This is a genomic window from Azospirillum sp. P4_B5 (genome assembly GCF_056402275.1).
On the sequence record NZ_JBFUHT010000044.1, the window covers coordinates 1 to 17,897 of the forward strand.

Genomic DNA, 17,897 nt, shown 5'->3' on the forward strand with positions numbered 1-17,897 from the left:
CTCGTCCGGGGCCGGGCCAGCATCACGTCCCTCCGCTCCGTGCCCACGGAGGAACTCAACGGTGTCGTGCCCTCGACCATTCTTCACCTCTCAGTGTCGATGGGGGGCCCTTTCCTCATGTCGCCCGGGGGGGAGTTTCTCATGTCGCCTGACATCGGCCAACGCAGCTCGGCCACGCGCTTCGATCAGCGCGGCGCGCAGGGCGTCGATGTCGTCGGGCAGGGCGTCCATGGGGCCGGATTGTACCCGGAAACCCGCACCAATCCTCGCTCTTCCCGCCGGAGAGCGGCGGGTTGATTCACTGTGCCGCAGCCTATCCGGCCGAGCGCGGTCTCCAGGTTTGCTGCGGGTTGCGCCAGTCGATGGCGTCGAGCAGATACGCGAACTGGGACGCGGAAATGGCCACGGCTCCGCTGGCCGGGCTGGGCCAGATGAAACGGCCCCGCTCAAGCCTCTTGGCGTAAAGCGACATGCCGAGCCCGTCATGCCACAGGCACTTCACCAAGTCGCCGCGGCGCCCGCGGAAGACGTATAAATCGCCGGCATGGGGATCGCGGCCAAGACCCTCCTGGACCTTCAGCGCCAGCGAGTTCATCCCGCAGCGCATGTCGGTGACCCCGCCAGCCAGCCAGACCCGAACGCCCGAGGGGACCGAGATCATGCCGACCGTCCCGACAGCGCGGCGATCACCGTGCCGACCAGGGCCGGATCGACCGGGCCGGTGATGCGCAAGCGCGCCGTCGCGAACTCGACCTCAATGAGACCGGCTGGTGGGGCCGCGGACGCCGCTGTCGGCTCCGCCACCTCCTCCGGTGCCGGAGCGTCGGTGGCGACGGTGATCGGCATGAACGCGGGCAGCCGGGGCTGCTGACCGAAGAACTGGCGGCGCCAGCGGTACAGCAGACTGACGTCCACGCCCAGGCGCCGGGCGACTTCGGTCGCCTTGACGCCCGGCTGGAACGCCTCTTCGACCAGCCGCAGCTTCTCCTCGTCGCTGAACTGCCGCCGCCGCTCCAGGCCCGTGATCACCTCGACGCGTTGGATAGTCATAGGGACTGCCATAGGGATAGCCATAGGGACAGACCCATGATTCAGCTTCCCCGCTCGGTCACAAGACGGCGCTCGGCGGAGGGGTACACTTTGGTGAGATAGATGCCCAGGGTGTTGCTGCCGAGCAGAGCTGGAGCCTTGTTCGGGACCAAGAAATCCAGGATCTTCCGCTCTCTATCAGTGAAGACGATCCCCGCATCGACGTCCGGCGCCGATCGGTTGATCATCGTCAGCCAGAAAACCCGCCAGCTCACCAAGCAATAGACGGCGATTAACTTCACCAAGCGATCGGCGCTTCGGAGTCGGGCCGCCTCGGCCTTGCAGCCCGACTTCAGGATCTTGTGAAACACCTCGATCTTCCACCTCACCGCGTACCAGCGGAGTTTCTCGATGGCGTCGCCATTCGAGAGGACGGGCAGATCGGTGAGAAGCTTCCAGTCAATGCGCGGCCGGTCGGCGGGCGCCTCACGTTCCCGGGCATGCAGAACCGTCAGAGTGAGCGCCGGATAGCGCTTCTGTTTCCCGATCGGGGGCAGGATCCGCAGGCTGCGGTAGGTCAGTTCGACTTTCGCCGTGCCGACGTGGCCCTTGCCGTCTCGAACATCGACGGCATGCACGCCTTGGACGGCGACGTCGTCCATCACAGCGTCGACGGTCGTATCTCCGCCGAGGGCGAGCCGGTCGACGCAGGTTCGCACCAGGAAATGCGTTCCTAACTCCTGAGCCAGGCAGAACAGCTCGTAGATGTCGCTCTCGCGATCCCCGACATGGATGCAGCGCGCCGGATCGCCGAACAGCTCCGTGGTCCGGCGCAGGTTCTCCAACCAGCGGACACTCTCCTTCTGCTCAATGGGAACCCGCGTCGGGTTGATCGTCCTCTTGAGGGCGGCAGTGCCCTTGAACTTGGTTCGGGTCCAGAACTTGAGCGCGCCGAGCCCCAAGGGCAGGCCTTCGGTCGTGACCGCCAGACTGGCATGCATCAGCAGCCCGCATACGGTGTGCATGCGGAACCGGCCATCCTGGTCCTGACCGCTGTTCACCCGGACGGTCTGGCCGATCTTCTCGGGATGCTCGCGCTGGAAGGAGAACTCGGTGGTGTCCTGAATGACCAGGATGGGGCCGGAGGTTGCAACGACGCGCCGCCGCGTCGAGTCAAAGTGGCCGGAGAGAATATCTGCTTCGCTCACCCGCTCATTGGCGAAGAACCGGTAAGCCGCCTTGGTGTTGGCCCAGTCCTGACAGGCCAGGGGGATGCTGTCACCCATCGCCCCGGCCATCTGATCGAGCAGTGTGCTCAGGCGCCGGCCCAGCCGCTCGTCGGCGAGGCGGCAGCCGGCGAGTTCATCCTCGATCCAAGCGTTGATTCCCGAGGCCATCGGCACCCCCCGAACATCGTTCGATGCCAACAGGCTGGAGATCGCCAAGGTCCAAGGCAGAGCCCGCCGTTACCGACCCCTTCGGCCGGATGTGGGTAATTGAAAGGCTCACCGGAAGCGTACGGTTCAAGAGTATGAGTAATAATTTGATCAGGCTGTATAGCAATGAGCCGTGCGATATCGGTTATCGTCTCGACCCGCCTGTTCGCTATCGGGAAATCGCACGCCCCCGCTTAACGACCGCTATCGGCGTTTTGCGGTCGCGAGCGATGGTCCGCTTTGGGTCAGGAGCAGACGGAGCTGGCATTGCGATGAGAGCAACACCGCATGCGGAGCCTTCCGCCGGCTGCCGCTATGTGGCCGCGTGCTCTTCGATGCAATCGACGCGTTCCGGATAAAACGCCAAATGTTCGCGGATGACGGCCACGGCGGGATAGGGAGTCTCGTAGGTCCAGACAGCGTTGATCGCGATGCGATCACCCACGCGCAGGTTGTAGTAAGTGGCATCGCCCTTGTAAGGGCAATGCGTCGTGTGCGCCGTGCGCTCGAAGGCCGTCATGTCGACATCCGCGCGGGGAATATATTGGACCACGGGCAACTTCGCCTCCGTCAGCGTCAGGGCGCGTGCCGTGTCGGCGACGACCCGGCTGGCGAAGACGACACGAATCCGATTCGGGTTGGGGATGATCGTGATGGGATGCTCGGGGCCGGGAATTTTCACAGCGATACTCCTTGCTCACCGGTAGTCGCGCCGGTCATGGCGCGGCCGTCATGCCTTATACCAGCGACTCTTGATCCTGACCCATCAGGATCAAGAGCCTCGACGGCATGGGCCGGCCGCTTGTGACCGTGGTGTCGCTGATCGGCGGCCGGCGCTTTCGCCATGCTACTCTGGGCGGCGTGACGGAGCGTTGTCCTTGTTTCACATCCGTGCCACAGGTGGCTCCACCGATGAAAGATTGGATATCAATGAGCATGCAGCCGTGGGAAGGCCGTGACCGGCTGGTCGCGATCGACATCGAGACGACCGGACGGCGCCTGCCGAGCCTCCAGGACATCAGGAAGGCGCCCAAGGGCCTGCGTCAGCCCGGCATCATCATCGAAATCGGGTGTCTTGAGATCATCCGTGAGGGCGATGGCTGGAGGAAAGCGCGCAGCTGGGAGTCGCGGGTCAACCCCGACGCCCCTCTCCATCCCGACGCCATCAAGGTGCACGGCATCAAGCCCGCCGACCTGAAGGTGGCGCCCCGCTTTCCCGAGGTGGCCGACGCGCTTCTCGCCTTTCTGGGCGAGGACCTTCTGGTGGCGCATGCCTATGAGAACGAGATGGACTTCCTGAACTACGAGTTCGCGCGCGGCGGACGCGCCGCATGGGGTGCCGACACGTTCTCGGCGGACCGGTTCATCTGTACCAAGGAGATGTCGCACGCGGTTTTCCCCGGTGCTTCCGGCTCGCTCGATGCGCTGTGTGATCGGCTGTGGCTCGACCGGAGTGATCGCTTCGCCCACCATGGTGCGTTGCTCGACGCAGACCTGACGGCTGATGCCTTCGTCAAAATGGCGTTGGGAGATACCGGCCCGCGCGACGCCGTGTATGAGTGAGGCACGGCGCCGGGCATCCGGATAACGTGCCGCGCGCCCTGACGGGCGGAAGGCGTCAAGGTCGCGTATCGGGGCAGCTTGCGCTGAACGGTGCTGGCTGCTCATGGCGCCGAGTCGACAGTCCGGCGCCAGGCAAACCGATCTCGCGCTGTCGGGCAAGGTGTCGCCGAACTTTACGCGCTGACAGTTGGTCAGGTCACCCGCGAGGGCGGGCGGGACCGGCTTGTGAAAGGACCTGCCCCCCACTTGGTCCTAATCGTGCCGGTGCTATGATTCCGCACTGCGTGAGGCGCCGGGCGAATAGCCCATGATGCGCTTGAAGGCACGGCTGAAGGCGGCCTGCGAGCCGTATCCGAGCCGATGCGCGGCGGTTTCGATCGGCAGACGCTCCCGGCCGATCCACTGGGCGGCAAGCCGCATCCGCAGCTCCGTCACGTAGCGGACCGGGGTCACGCCGGTCACCTCCAGGAAGCGCTCCGCGAAGACCGAACGCGAGGCGCCCATCTCCGTGGCCAGTTCCGCCACGGTCCAGTTGCGGCCGGGATCGCGATGCAGCGCGGTGATGACGCGGCCGAGCCGTGGATCGCGCAGCGCGTCGATCCAGCCCCGCACGATGGAGGCGGACACCACGTCGGGCGCCATCGCGCAAGCCGTTCCCGGCGCACCTGCCGCGCGAGCGCGTCGTGATCCCGGCGCCGGCGGCATGCCCGTGCTGCGGATCGACCCGGCTGTGCAAGCTAGGCGAGAGCATCACCGAGACGGCCGAGCGCACCCTATCGCCACGAACCAACGGGGATGATGAATGAGCAGGTAGTTCCCTGCCGCGCCCTAAGGAGATCGCCGGCGCTGCGGCGCACGCCCCGTCTGCGGGGCCGATGTCCTGTGATGCCACCCCGTCACATCCCGCGCACAAAGACGCGGCCTGTCAATCGCGGGAGTCGCGCTCGGTGGAGCTGCTCATCGCTTCGTCCAGCCAAACACCGGGCGTGACGCCCAAGGCTCGGCAGTACCGAACGAAATCGATGATGTCGAGACGGCGTTCCCGACGCTCCAGCTTCGACACCTGGGACTGATCGGTTTCCATTGCCCGCGCAATATCCCATTGGGTCAGGCCACGCTGGCGACGTTCGGCAATCAGCCGTGCCAGCAGCGCGCGGTAATCGTCTCCGAACTTGTCCCGGTTGCCCACGCGCTCCTCCACGGCGGTGGACAGGCGATAGGGCATTCCGGAATAATAGGACGAATTGACCTATTTGGGTCGCTGGCATGGTCGTGGTGGCGAACGCGACCGGCGAGTCGTTGAACAATCGTGGAGGCGCCGCTATGACTGACATTTCTTTATCCCAGGATGAGGATTCCATTAAAAAGGCTTTGGGTGGAGACCCCGCAGAAGACGCAGTCGCCTTTGGCGCCATGATGGTCGGCGGTTCTTTGACTATCACCGCAATAAGCTGGTCGGTAGGCGCGGTGATAATGGCAGTTATATTAACGTTTTTGACCGTCCTCATCGTTCCGTCAGTTTTGCTTACAATCCCAAAGCTTACTTTTAATAGGAACCTTTATTTCCGCCCAGCTTTAGCCGCTGTTAAAGCCGGCAAAGTCAACGCAAGCTGGGCCATTCAAGGAACCGATGGGGCCGGAATCATTGTAGTCGACGAGCCGGGTCAGAAGCTGTTCGTGCACGACAAAATCCACGCTTTCGCCGACGTGAAGCAGATCGAATGGTCGACGTCCGGCGACCACCCGTTTCTCCGTGTCGTGTTCTGCACAGGGGATTCGCCCGTGCGCACGATGCGTATGAAGACACACGCCAACGCCATAGCCGCCGGGCACCGACTCCACAACTTACTCAGCCGGGGCGGCAACGAGTCGCAGGAGACCAATGCCATCGTGAACAAAAGCACCATGGGCGCAGCCCCCTAACCTGAAACGCGCCCTGCTTTCCAGCGGATCACCACTGAGCTTGGGGGCTGCGCTCTCCCCGGCCACACACGTCAGCCGTGACGCCAACTCGGCAAGGTGATGAACGCGGGCAGCGGCCACAGAAAAGGGGTGATGGCGCCACCACCATGCTGCCGGCAGGTTTCACAAACGCGCGCGTTGTTTGAAGGAGGCGCTACCCAGCGGCTTCATTGCCAAAATGCTGGCCGGTTCCGCCTAAGTTCCGCTCGTGGAGGTCCGTTGCGTGAAGATCATGGCCAATATGTTCTGGATCGACTACCCACTGGTGGGTACCTGAGCTGGAAATCTCCGGCTTCCTGTTTCCCAATCGATTGGAGTGTCGTACAATTGCCGCCATCATGGCGTGATACGGGAGTCATGCGTGAGGCGCCGCATCATTCGGCCGAACACCCGTAGTTTCACTGGCCGGCATGTCGGAACGCCAGGGGCCGAGACGGTCCGTTTCGAGTCGGGTTTGGAGCGTGACTTCCTGACTTTGACCCGCTTCCGCGACGACGTCCTTGAAATCGTTGAGCAGCCGTTCACGGTGGAGTTCACCGATTCCGCCGGTCAGCGTCGCTCCTACACACCTGACTTCAAGGTCGTTTACCGTCACCAAACTGCCGTCTACGAAGTGAAGCACAAGGACGAACTCCGGGCCAAATGGGCCCAGTACCGTGAGCCCTACCTCCACATGCGCCGGTGGGCCAGGCAGAACGGCATGGTCTTCTGCATCATGACTGACCGATCCATACGGACGGTTCGGTTCCACAACGCGCAGATGCTGCTGCCACACCGTTGCCGGGTGCCGGAGCCGGCGATGGCTGAGCGAATCACCATCCAACTTGCGGGAGGGCCTTCAACCATTGGACAACTCCTGAAAGCGGTGTGCCGCGAAGACGGGGAGCGGGGCGCGTTCTACGCGGCCCTTTGGCCGATGCTGGCGCGCGGGCTGCTGCGGGCGGACTTCGATCGGCCTCTTGGGATGGCGTGGATGGTGGAGCTTGCGGAATGAGCGGGCCGCTGGCCCGTCCGGTCCCGCAGGCGTTCCACCCGGCTCCCGGCGTAGAGGTCGAGCATGGCGGGCGCCACTGCGTTGTCGTCGCGGCCGTGGCTCTGGGCGAGGTGCTGGTCGAGGATCTGGAGACAAAGGAAAGGCGGCGGGCGCGTCTTGCCGAGATCCGGGTGTGGGTCGGGCCGCCTGTGGAACGGCGAAAGATCCCGGACCTTGCGCTCCTCAGCGAAGAGCGCCTGGCGATCGGTGACCGCCGCAAGGAAGCGATCGAAACCCTGTTGACGATGAAACGCCGCACCCGTGCGACCGTCCAGCTGTTCGCCGACGACCTCGGCTTGGCGATCAGCACGTTGTACGCTCTCATGGACAAATACCGCCGGGAAGGCTCCTTTACCTGCCTGATTCCGCACGCGGAGAAAGGCAAGCCGCGCAAGACGCGGCTGAGGACCGAGGTCGACGCGATCGTCGAGGCGGCCATCGATGAACTCTTCATGACGCCAAAGCGGGAGCGGGCGCAGCAGATCATCACGATGGTGAAGGGGCGATGCCGGTCCGCCGACTTGAAGGCGCCTTCGCCCACCACCATCCGCGCCAGGATTGCTGCCCGGGATGCCCATGCCGTGATCAAGGCCAGGGAAGGGCACAAGGTGGCCCACGATCGCCTGGGACCGGTCTATGGACCGAGTTCGGAGCCCCTGTGGCCGCTCCAGCGGGTGCAGATCGACCACACGGTCGCCGACATGTTCGTCATCGATCCGACGTACAACCTGTCGGTCACCCGCCCAATCCTGACGCTGGCCATCGATGAGTTCTCTCGGTGTGTTGTCGGTTTCTGCCTGAGAATCGCTCGGCCGTCGACGCTCTCGGTCGCGCTCGCCTTGCGTCATGGCATCCTGCCGAAGGATAACTATTGCCGCCGCATGGGCATCGAGGCGCGCTGGGACATCTGCGGCATTCCCGATTGGCTCTTCTCCGACAACGCCGCCGAATTCGACAGCACCGGGCTTCAACTCGGCTGCAAGCAGTGGGGGATCAACGGCCTTTTCCGTCCCCTCGGAGCCCCCCACTTCGGCGGTCGGATCGAACGCCTCATCGGCACGATGATGGGCGAACTTCGACTCGTACCCGGCGCCACGATGAGCAGCGTCGCGGAACGTGGCAAGGACTACGATCCAGAGAAGCACGCGGCCTACACGATCGAGGAGGCCGAGCGCCGGATTGCCATCATGATCGCCGACGTCTATCACCGGAGGGTTCATTCGGCGATCGGTGTGCCGCCGATCACGCTCTACGAGTTCGGCATTTTCGGCGACGACCGGACGCCGGGCCGCGGTTTGCCCCGGTTGCCCGGCAACCCCGAGCGCCTGCTCATCGATTTCTTGCCTGCCGAGGAGCGTACGGTTCAGGATTACGGAATCCAGATCGACTACATCCGCTACCAAGCACCGCTCTTGCGGGCATTACGCGATGACAAGAACCCGCGCACCGTCATCGTCCGCCGCAATCCCGACAACGTGAGCCGGATTTATCTTTACCATCCCGACGCCGGCGAGCACTACGACATCCCCTACGCGAACAGCTACCGACCGGCGGTAGCGCTGTGGGAGGTGAAGGCGGCGATCGCTCACCTGAAGGCCGAAGGCCGGTCCCCCGACGATGAAGACGCCATTTTTCGCACCATCGAACGGCTGCGGGCGATGGACGCCGAGAAGGCGGCAACGTCAAAGCGCGCACGGAAAAACCAGGAGCGCCGGCGCGAAGCCGCCCGCTCGCGTCTTCCCCCACCGGCGGGCCCGGCTCCGGCGGCTTCCGACGCGTCCAGCCTTACCGCACTGGACGCGGCGGACGGTGCCCAAACCAGCGAGCCGGAGGTCAAATCCCAACGTGTCAAACCGATTGCCGATCTGGAGGGCTGGTAGGTGAGCGCGTTCGACCATCTGCACGAATCGACAATCCCCTTGCTCGACCTCCCGCTCACCGAGCGCAAGAGGAAGGCCGAGACGAAACGATGGATCCCATATCCGCTGGCCCGCACGGGGTACGCCAAGATGCAGCGGCTGCTCGACCTGCCGCGCCAGCAACGGCCTGAGAGTCTGCTGGTGATGGCGTCGACGGCCAACGGCAAGTCGATGCTGCTGGAGCGCTTCGAGCAGAACAACCCAGCGCGTGACAACGAGGAGGGGGATCATGCCGTCGTGCCCGTTCTGCGCATCGAGATCCCTGAGGATCCCACACTCGACGGCATTTACTTCCAGATCCTGGATCGTCTGTTCACGCCGCTGAACCCGCGGTCCACGAAGACCGAACGGCGGCGCGAGGCTTTCCGGATGCTCAGCCAGGTTCAGGTGAAGATGCTTCTGGTGGACGAGGTTCACAATCTCGCCCTTGCCGGTAATGCCGAGCGCCTGAAGATCCTGGCCTTCCTGCGCGCCGTCGGCAACGATGCGGGCGTGCGCGCCCACATCGTCTGCGCCGGTACGCGGGAAGCGAAACAGATGCTGCAAAGCGATGACCAGCTTCTGAACAGGTACGATATGCATGCCCTGCCGATCTGGCGCGACGGCCCGGCGTTCCGGGAACTCCTGGCATCCTTCGAGTCGCTGATGCCGCTGCGCCGCCCGTCTCTCCTCGGGGATGACGACCGGATTGCCGCCGCTATTCTCACGCGGAGCGAGGGGTTGATCGGTGAGATGTTCAAGATCGTCAGCCGCGCGACCGTCCTCGCCCTGGACACCGGCGACGAGCGGATCACGCTCAAGTCCTTGTCGCAGATCGATTACCAGTCGCCCTCGGCCAAGCAGGTCCACATCGAGGAGGTCTAGGCGTCACGATGCTGTCCGGACGGTATTGGCCCTACCACCCGAAACCCCAACCGGACGAACTGCTGTCGTCCTGGATCCTGCGCACGGCCGCCGGGCATGGGCAGCCACCTTACACCTTCTGCAACACCATCTGGCCACAACGCCCGGTGCTCAACCGCGACATCGATCACTTCTGCGACCCGATCATCTGGGAGACCATGGCGGCGCGCACGGGGACCCCGGCGGAACGGGCGTACGCGACGACGCTGGCCGCATACGAAGGTTGGTTGGTCGAGCGATACAACCCCCACACAACAACCCGATGGCTGTTGCGGTCGGGCCTCTACCACCGCCACTGGCGCAACGCCGGGCTTCAATATTGCCCACACTGCTTGGCCACGGACCGGTATCCCTACTACCGCCGGGCCTGGAGGTTGGCACTCACAGCCGCGTGCTCCCAGCACGCGGTGGTGCTTCTTGACCGCTGCCCGCAGTGCGAGGGGCATGTCATGCCTCATCGAGCAACCGAGTTGCACCTCTGTTCGACCTGTGGGTTCGACCTGCGAACCGCGCCGACGACTCCGGCCGACCACCCGGCACTGGTCCTGCACCGCCGCAACGAGGCGATCCTGATCCGCGGCTGGGCTCAGCTCGCCGAAACGCACTTTGCGTGGTCTCATCTCTATTTCGACCTGTTGCGGCAGGTGATGAAGGTCATGTCCAAGGGCTCACGGTCGCAAGCTCTGCGCGAGGTTGTTGCGGGGCGATGGGGCGGAGATCCGATGCCTCCGCAATTTGTGCAGGGCAAACGCGATCTCGAGTTCCTCGGAGCAACCGACCGCCACCGCATGATGGCGCTCGTCGCCCGCGTGCTGGAGGGTTGGCCGTATCGCTTTGTCGGAGCCTGTGCGGATGCCCGTGTCTGGTACGCCTGGGCCATGAAGGATGCTGCCTACACACCCTATGCCGACAAGGTGCCTTACGCCTACGAGGAGGTGGCCCGCGTGTTTCTCCATCGTCCCTTCTACAAACCATCCGCAACGGAAGTGCAGAAAGCTAAGGAGTATCTCGCGCGCCAGCGTCTGAAGGTCACCAAAGCAAAACTGCGAAAGATTCTCGGCTACAGCGTTATGATCGATAAGCTTTAACCGTCGGCACCATGCAGCGCAGTGCTCGTGCTTCTCAAGAAATGAAGCAACACACACGACCACACCATTATTGGTGCGTCCCCTGTGTAGCGAGCGCAACGGAAGCGCTTGCCACCTTCGTTCACGCCGGTTGTTTCCAGCGGAATTTCTAGCTGTTCCAGCCGATCGTTTCTGATTAGAATCGATACGATAGCCTGTCGCGCCAGGGGGACACATCGTGTCGACTGCGGAACGATCGTTTCTTTTGCATGATTGTCTGCGTGCTCGAGGAACGCCCCGAAGCGGTGGTTTCCTCTCGGCGTGCTCACCCGCTCGTGCAAATGTGTCGCCGGTCCGACCCGCGCCATTTTCAGGACGGGTGCTTGAATGATGCGCAATTCACCTCTCGTGGCGCGGCACGACCAGTTGGCCATCACCCTGACCCAGCGGTTGGAGGTGCTCCTCCGCTACCTTCTCTGGGCCTGTCGGATCGAACCGGCTGGCCCCGGACTGGTGCCGGGGCGATCCCGGCGGGTGCTCGTCCATCGGGAGGACGGCACCTTCTTCTGGAAAGCGCACAGCTTCGTCGTCGACGCTGTGCCGCGCGCGGTCCTCGCAGAGCACTGGCCCTTGGCACGCGGACGTGCCGTCCAAGCTCGGGAAGAGGCTTGGGCCGATGGACAGTCCTACTTCATTCTGACGGACCGCTCGCTTACGGAAACCGTCGCCGCCAACATGAGCCGTCTGGCGGCCCACCAGCATTGGCGTTTCAACGACGACGTGATCGAGGCGTTGTTGGGCGAGTTGACACCGGGCCAGCCGATGACGTTGGGAGTGTTGGTGGCGCGGGTCGCCCGACGGGGTTTCCCACGCCACCAGATTGAGGGTGATGCGTTGCGTCTGCTCGCCTTCCGCACACTGATTGCGGATCTCAGCCAGCCTCTTGGTCCGGGAGCTTTGGTTCTGCGTCCGCGCCATCCTTGTTGCTACTCAATAGAGCGCTCTGACGCAGGATCTGGAGCACCTGTTCGGCGTATTCCGCCGCCGTGGATCGGGTGTGACCAATGGCGGTGAAGGTCGCGCCGGTGCACTCCACTGACAGCAACGGCAGGGCTTTCCGGACTTTGCGATCTTCCGATCCGCTGTCCCACGTCCTGTTCGCTTTCCGGATGACCGCGACGATGGATTGCAACGCAAACTTGCTGAGTAGGCACCCGTCGCGCGCAACGGCCACCATCATCGCACCGGTGGTCTCATCGTCTTTCGGCTCCAGGTCGAAGGCGTAAGCGCCCCCTGCTGCCGTCCGGATCTCGGCCAGCATCAACCGTCTTGGTGTCTTTTTATCGTCTTTGAGATGCCATGTGCGGCCGTTGCCGGCTGGGATGGCCCCGTACGTGCGTGTGCCGACAACGGCGAAGGGAGGATCGAGGGCGATTGCCTTCACAGCAGCGATTCCAACGGATGTTTCCAGAATGTCGAGCATCTGGTCGAAGGTCGCGACGCCTCGTGCCCGCGGCGCCGGTGGCTGGCGGTCGTGGTCGGATGGATCGTTGGGCGGCATCTCAATGTCCGGAAGGGCCTCGAACTCGACCGGATGGACATCCGTCCCGTCACCGGCGCTCGGCCCCGTCGCCCCACACTCGGCCGGCTTTCCGGGTACAAAGATGGCGGAGGAGGAACCGGTACCGTCACCTTGTCCCTTGATCACCGCTTTAAGTGTCTTGCCCGTCAGGGCGGCAAAGCGGGTACCCGCCGGAGGCACAGGAACGTTGACCGGCGTCCGGTTGGGATCCGCCCGGCGGTTCGATACCATCGAGAGCGTGGCCGGCAGCGGACTGGTCAGCACGGGAATCGCGCATCCGTCGACATGGGCGTCGCCCGACGGATCCGGCGAGTCCACCAGTACCTCGAGTTCCTTGTACGGGAACGGTCCGGAGCACCGGTGGATCTGGAGGATCAGAAAGCGTTGTTGGGACGAAAGTTCCCCCTTTGGATTGCCGGGCAACCAAAGGCCGCTGGCTTTGAGACGGGTTGTGCCATCGAACGGGAAGAGTGCGGCCGGGAGACGCGGCTGTCCGTTCACAGTTGCCCGGGTAAGGCTGGACCAGACCCTATTCAGCGCCATCCGTGCCGGACTGCCTACCGGGCTGGCGACATAGCGCGCCAGCACCCAGGCGTCGTCAAACGGTACGCCCGGCGATAGCCGAATGCGAAAAATGCCGTTGTCTTTGTCAGCGAATCGGGTTTCGGTGGGATCGTAGAGATGCCTGAAGCCTCCCGTGAACACGGCCTGAGCCAAAGTTGTCGACGTCGCCATGTAGAACTGGATCAACACGTAGGCCGGCACCAGAAGGCCGCAGGGATCACCGTTGCGGGGAATGCCGATCAGACGGAAATGGTCTGCCGTAACGCCGTTGAAGGTGTGAACGAAGGGCGGCACCCAATAGTGGGGATTTATCGGGCGGCCGGTAGCGTCGACCACCGTTGCAGCGTGATGGAAGACATGGATATCCGTCAGATGCGCCGCGGACACGTCTACGATTTCGCAGAACTTGTCCATACCGGCCGATATCGTGGAAACCCGGCGTCCCGCTTCCCATTCGCTTCCAATGAGCGTGTAGGGGAGCCAGCCGGATGGCCCACAGACGCGCTTTGGTTGCCCGGAAACCTTCCCATCCACGATCTGTCGGAAGACAAACGTCACTTGGCGCTCGAAGGGTTGCAGGGGCGCGGTGTGCACGGCTTCGAAGCCAACGAGTCGCCAGCGGCCCTCCTGGGGGAAGTCGGAAAAGACGATGTCGCCAGCAAAAATAGTTGAACGGTGCCATCGATTGGGCATGGAAGATCGTCCCGCGGTTCGGGTCGTGCGGTGCCGAGGATTGGTCGTTCCCAAACGGACGCAGCCAGCCAGCAGGTGTCCAGTATGGCGAGAAGCCTAAAGCGAGTTACGTAAAATCTGGATCGCTTCGGATCATGACGCCGCCCGGCGTCGCAAAATCGCCAATAAAGGCACCTTAGACTTAACGCACGACACCCCAATGGTTCTGTTTTCTTCTAAATACGCCCAAGGTTATGGGCAGCTGTTTGATTCGCGGTATGACGAAGAAATTTTATAATAACCAGGACCGATATTTGAAACTTTCTCAAGAATGCTCTGCCGAACATGCATATTACCCATCATCTTCCCAATATGCTCGGTCAAAAATGATTCTTGATACCGGGAGTTTATGGCTTCGGTCACCCATGCAGCCGTTTTCGGCTGTCCGTCCCACATCGCCCGTAAGATATAAATCCGCCGCCGCGTTGCGTCTTCGAAGTGTGACGGCACGGCAGGGCGATCTAGCTGTTCATTAATACAGCTTTCTGAGCCTGATTCTTGTGTATTGGCATCACGTTCTTTTTCAGCACTATTGTCTTCTTGGCCAACCTGTTCGCACTCAGGAGTGGCAAGTTTTTCGATGTTGGCCAGAACCCAACGAAGATCATCTGCGAATGCTCGACTTAGCTCCCGCTTACCCAATAGATTTGAGTAGATGTCCGGTAACGTGTCGCCGCTCTCCGCAGCTTTCTCCATCTTGCGTAGGTCAGCGCCGATCTTGGCAGCACGTTGAGCATGCCATACGGCTTGGCTCTTGAAGCGGTCAATACGATCTTGTATAGTCATAATGTACCTCGCGAACGGGGTGCAGGCAAAATTCGGGGGTGGCCGGCAAGGGCCGGCACAAAGGTTTCCAATCGAATTCTGCCTAACGTGGCTTTTTGTACCCGCCCCATGGCAGTTGCAGCTGCCATGGGGCTTTTTACATTTTCAGCGTAATCCTATCACTTTTTCTCGTCAACCCCCAAACCCTCATCTTCATTCGCGCCGCCCCACACCCCCATCACACGCACTGTCCTCCCAACTCCCCATTGCGCCCACTATTCCCACTTTCCTCTACAACTCCCCCATTTCCCCGTAAGGCACACCATCATCCAACGAGTCTCCGGTCGCGCCCGCTTGAAGGGTAGAAGGTTGATCTGGACGAAGACATAAGGTGGTCCCCGTTCCCTGGGCCGTTGGATAAGCTTGGTTCGCCCAGAATGAAGAACGGACCCAATGCCGGGGAATAGGAAGCTGTATTCGGCGGAGTTCAGGGCGAAGGTGGTGCTGGAGGCGATCCGGGGAGAGTTGACGGTGTCGCAGCTGGTCGCCAATCACGGGGTACACCAGACGCCGATCTGCTCCGCAGCAACCAGCAAGAGGACAGCGGCAGGCTGGTGGCACAGCTCTGTTAAGCTTGCTATGGCGCTGTAACGTCGGCACACCACCCACGCGTGGCGCCGTTCCAGCACCAAGTGCCCACGCGGCTCATGGCCGCGCCTTCCCACGCAAAGTGTATGGTCACGAATCTCATCTACACGACGAAAACATTCTGGGTCCACGTCTTCCGAACCGCTATCGACAGGAGGCGCTTCGGCGAGGTCAACCTTGCGCGCCACGAAGCGGAACACAACCCCATGACCAGCATCACTGCTGCAGCATGAAGGCTGGAAAGCACTGACGAAATGGTCCAACAGTTAACTGGACAATCCGAAGGAGTCTGACGCCAAACTGATGCAGTCCAAGAGTTATCTGATGGCCGCCCAAGGTGTAAATGGCAATTCAGTCCTAATTTTAAGTGGTTTTCACAGCGGCTCGCGCGCCAAGCCGGGGGAAATCTCGCTGGCCCACAAGGGCGTGCTGTTCCTGGACGAGCTTCCCGAATTTCCACGCGGCACGCTGGAGGCTCTGCGCCAGCCCTTGGAGACCGGAAAGGCGGTCGTCAGCCGGGTGAACCACCATGTCACCTACCCGGCGCGGGTGCAGTTGATCGCGGCGATGAATCCCTGCCGCTGCGGCCATCTCGACGACGCGTCGCTGGCCTGCGCCCGCGCGCCCAAATGCGCCGCCGACTACCAGTCGAAGATCAGCGGGCCGCTGTTCGACCGCATCGACCTGCACATCGACGTGCCCGCCGTCAGCCCCGCCGACCTCAGCCTGCCGCCGCCCGCCGAGGGCAGCGCCGACGTGGCCGCCCGCGTCGCTCGGCCCGCGCCGTCCAGGCGGAGCGCTACGCCGGTTTCGGCCCCTTTCCCGAGGGCCGGGCGGTGCGCACCAACGCCGAGGCGGACGGCGAACTGCTGGAGAAGGCCGCCGCCCCCGACCAGCCGGGCCGCGCCCTGCTGACCGAGGCGGCGGAGCGGTTGAAGCTGTCGGCCCGTGGCTATCACCGCGTCATGCGCGTCGCCCGCACGCTGGCCGATCTGGACGGCGGGGGCGGCGTGCGCCGCCCGCACATCGCCGAGGCGCTCGGCTACCGCCGCATCGCCCCCGGTCGATAGGCTTGGGTCCGCTGAACGTTTACTCTGCCGCCACGGCGTTGCCGTGGTTGGAATGATGGTTCCGGTCGTGCAGGCAGCGGCGCAGGCGGACGGCGGTGATGATGGCCAGCGCGCCATAGGCGATCATATAGCTGCCCACGCCCAGCGCCACGGCCAGCAGGCCCAGCGACGGCAAAACCCACATGCCGAAGCCGAACAGCACCGACAGGGCGCCGGCAACGCCCCAGGCCCATTTGCCGTGGGTGCGGTGCATGCGCCACGCCGTCATGATCTTGGCGAAGCCGGTGATGACCGACCAGGCGGCGATCACGAAGACCAGCGCGAAAAGGCTCGCCTCCGGCCACAGCAGGGCCACGGCGCCCGCCACCAGACTGACCACGCCGTCCAGGATGAAGGGCAGGCTGCGCTCCTGCGCCTGCGCGGCGCGGACGCCGCCGATGATGGCGAACAGCCCGTCCATCAGCAGGTAGGCCGCGAGCAGAACCGCCAGGGTGGCGACCGTCGCCCCCGGCAGAAGGAAAGCCAGCAGGCCGAGCATCACCGCCGCGGCGCCGCGCAACGCCAGCGCCCACCAGTTGCGCGCCAGCAGATCGTTCATGCCCTGGACCCGCCGGGCCTCGTACATCGCCTCCGTAGCCATGTCTCGTCTCCCCTCATCCGTTCGAGTGCAGCGGGCGCGGGTGAACGCGCCCGACACATCACGGCAACAGAATCAGGAGGACTTCGTTGCGGCGGCGGGTTGTCGCAACGGCGGGATTCGCGCGACTTCCGTGCAAACTCGGTGGGGCAGATCAGTTGTTGCGGCCGTAGTCGCCCTTGCTGGGCTCGATGAAGTAGAACAGCTTCGAGTCGAACTGCATGCCCTCGCGCGGGTTCATCAGCGCCACCTCGGTCGTCAGCCCCTGGGCGTCCAGCACCCGCCATTTGCGGAGCTGGAAGGGCCGGTCCTCGAAGACCAGCGTCAGGGTACCCTTGCCGGGGTCCTTGGTCTCGGTCAGGCTGATCTCCACCAACCCCGGCGCCTGAAAGACGCCGGTCACCGTCACGTCGCCGGACAACCGGATGTTCTTGCGCAGGATGAAGTCGGCCAGCGTGCTGCCGATGGGGGCGCTGGACTGCTGCCGCATCTCCCCATCCCAATAGAAGATGAAGGCGCCGTCGGCGACGACGAAGTCCTTCACCGGCGGGTCGTACTCCAGCCGCATCCGGCCGGGACGCGCGAGGTAGAAGGTGCCGGCGGTCTGGTGACCGTTCGGGGCGACCTGCACGAATTTCGATTGCAGCGTGCCGATGCCGTTCAGATAGCTTTCCGCCTGGGCCACCAGCGCCTGATCCTGGGCGGACAGGGCGGCGGCGCGCGGCGCGGCGAGCGCGGAGTCGAGGACCGCGCCCGTCGTGGTGACGGACAGAGCGACGGCAGCGGCGGCCAGGATGCGGCGGAGCACGGTCTTCATGATGCCTGCTAGGTAACCGGACGTTCCGGGCGGAAATGGGGCGCGGCGGTGGTGGTTCCAAGGATTAAAGCGAACTCTCAATGCCCCCACCCTAACCCTCCCCCGCTAACGCAGGGGAGGGGACTGCCGCCGCTTTGCGCTAAACTCCCTCCCCTGCGTTAGCGGGGGAG

17 protein-coding genes and 2 pseudogenes are annotated in these 17,897 nt (G+C 63.4%); 9 read left to right on the forward strand and 10 right to left on the reverse strand.

The window, feature by feature from the left end; translation table 11 throughout:
* The coding region (locus AC1DVI_RS25775) for a hypothetical protein (RefSeq protein ID WP_476960402.1) at positions 1–297 on the forward strand (297 nt) is incomplete at its 5' end.
* A 16-nt stretch (positions 298–313) separates the two neighbouring features.
* Here the strand turns inward: AC1DVI_RS25775 and tnpB are convergent.
* The 4 genes from tnpB to AC1DVI_RS25795 all read right to left on the reverse strand — a co-directional run bounded on the left by tnpB (position 314) and on the right by AC1DVI_RS25795 (position 3,147).
* A complete protein-coding gene (gene tnpB / locus AC1DVI_RS25780; protein ID WP_476960403.1) occupies positions 314–661 on the reverse strand; it encodes an IS66 family insertion sequence element accessory protein TnpB in 348 nt (115 codons plus the stop codon).
* On the reverse strand, positions 658–1,050 hold the full coding sequence (gene tnpA, locus AC1DVI_RS25785; protein WP_476960404.1) for an IS66-like element accessory protein TnpA: 393 nt from the start codon (positions 1,048–1,050) through the stop codon (positions 658–660). The genes tnpB and tnpA overlap by 4 nt, the downstream gene beginning before the upstream one ends.
* A gap of 41 nt (positions 1,051–1,091) precedes the next feature.
* Positions 1,092–2,474: an IS4 family transposase gene (locus AC1DVI_RS25790; protein WP_476960405.1), complete on the reverse strand. Its 1,383-nt coding sequence runs from the start codon at positions 2,472–2,474 to the stop codon at positions 1,092–1,094.
* A 304-nt stretch (positions 2,475–2,778) separates the two neighbouring features.
* Positions 2,779–3,147, reverse strand: coding sequence for a DUF427 domain-containing protein (locus AC1DVI_RS25795; protein ID WP_476960406.1), 369 nt, complete (start codon positions 3,145–3,147; stop codon positions 2,779–2,781).
* Positions 3,148–3,395: 248 nt separating this feature from the next.
* Here AC1DVI_RS25795 and AC1DVI_RS25800 point away from each other — a divergent pair, with 248 nt between their 5' ends.
* The gene (locus AC1DVI_RS25800; RefSeq protein WP_476960407.1) at positions 3,396–4,028 is read left to right on the forward strand and encodes a 3'-5' exonuclease; all 633 of its coding nucleotides are present in this window, start codon (positions 3,396–3,398) and stop codon (positions 4,026–4,028) included.
* Positions 4,029–4,295: 267 nt separating this feature from the next.
* On the opposite strand, the gene AC1DVI_RS25805 is transcribed toward AC1DVI_RS25800, so the two are convergent.
* Entirely contained in the window at positions 4,296–4,670 is a 375-nt protein-coding gene (locus tag AC1DVI_RS25805; protein WP_476960408.1) for a helix-turn-helix transcriptional regulator, read from the reverse strand.
* 283 nt (positions 4,671–4,953) lie between these two features.
* On the reverse strand, positions 4,954–5,253 hold the full coding sequence (locus tag AC1DVI_RS25810) for a helix-turn-helix domain-containing protein (protein WP_476960409.1): 300 nt from the start codon (positions 5,251–5,253) through the stop codon (positions 4,954–4,956).
* A gap of 41 nt (positions 5,254–5,294) precedes the next feature.
* Between AC1DVI_RS25810 and AC1DVI_RS25815 the strand changes: the two genes are divergently transcribed.
* The 5 genes from AC1DVI_RS25815 (at position 5,295) to AC1DVI_RS25835 (ending at position 10,933) form a co-directional block, all read left to right on the forward strand.
* The gene (locus AC1DVI_RS25815; protein WP_476960410.1) at positions 5,295–5,951 is read left to right on the forward strand and encodes a hypothetical protein; all 657 of its coding nucleotides are present in this window, start codon (positions 5,295–5,297) and stop codon (positions 5,949–5,951) included.
* Between the two features lie 400 nt (positions 5,952–6,351).
* A complete protein-coding gene (locus AC1DVI_RS25820) occupies positions 6,352–6,984 on the forward strand; it encodes a TnsA endonuclease N-terminal domain-containing protein (RefSeq protein WP_476960411.1) in 633 nt (210 codons plus the stop codon).
* The gene (locus tag AC1DVI_RS25825) at positions 6,981–8,903 is read left to right on the forward strand and encodes a transposase (RefSeq protein ID WP_476960412.1); all 1,923 of its coding nucleotides are present in this window, start codon (positions 6,981–6,983) and stop codon (positions 8,901–8,903) included. The genes AC1DVI_RS25820 and AC1DVI_RS25825 overlap by 4 nt, the downstream gene beginning before the upstream one ends.
* The gene (locus AC1DVI_RS25830; protein WP_476960413.1) at positions 8,904–9,806 is read left to right on the forward strand and encodes a TniB family NTP-binding protein; all 903 of its coding nucleotides are present in this window, start codon (positions 8,904–8,906) and stop codon (positions 9,804–9,806) included.
* An 8-nt stretch (positions 9,807–9,814) separates the two neighbouring features.
* A complete protein-coding gene (locus AC1DVI_RS25835; protein ID WP_476960414.1) occupies positions 9,815–10,933 on the forward strand; it encodes a TniQ family protein in 1,119 nt (372 codons plus the stop codon).
* Between the two features lie 910 nt (positions 10,934–11,843).
* On the opposite strand, the gene AC1DVI_RS25840 is transcribed toward AC1DVI_RS25835, so the two are convergent.
* Entirely contained in the window at positions 11,844–13,751 is a 1,908-nt protein-coding gene (locus AC1DVI_RS25840; RefSeq protein ID WP_476960415.1) for a hypothetical protein, read from the reverse strand.
* Positions 13,752–13,982: 231 nt separating this feature from the next.
* Positions 13,983–14,576: a hypothetical protein gene (locus AC1DVI_RS25845; protein WP_476960416.1), complete on the reverse strand. Its 594-nt coding sequence runs from the start codon at positions 14,574–14,576 to the stop codon at positions 13,983–13,985.
* A gap of 432 nt (positions 14,577–15,008) precedes the next feature.
* Between AC1DVI_RS25845 and AC1DVI_RS25850 the strand changes: the two are divergent.
* Positions 15,009–15,131: pseudogene (locus AC1DVI_RS25850) on the forward strand (transposase); the annotation flags it as partial.
* 453 nt (positions 15,132–15,584) lie between these two features.
* Positions 15,585–16,273, forward strand: a pseudogene (locus AC1DVI_RS25855) (ATP-binding protein); the annotation flags it as partial.
* Between the two features lie 19 nt (positions 16,274–16,292).
* On the opposite strand, the gene AC1DVI_RS25860 reads toward AC1DVI_RS25855, so the two are convergent.
* Positions 16,293–16,913, reverse strand: coding sequence for an HdeD family acid-resistance protein (locus tag AC1DVI_RS25860; RefSeq protein WP_476960417.1), 621 nt, complete (start codon positions 16,911–16,913; stop codon positions 16,293–16,295).
* Positions 16,914–17,064: 151 nt separating this feature from the next.
* Positions 17,065–17,727 carry a LolA family protein gene (locus AC1DVI_RS25865; RefSeq protein ID WP_476960418.1) on the reverse strand — a complete coding sequence of 221 codons (663 nt, stop codon included), beginning with the start codon at positions 17,725–17,727 and terminating at the stop codon, positions 17,065–17,067.
* Between the last annotated feature and the right edge of the window lie 170 nt (positions 17,728–17,897).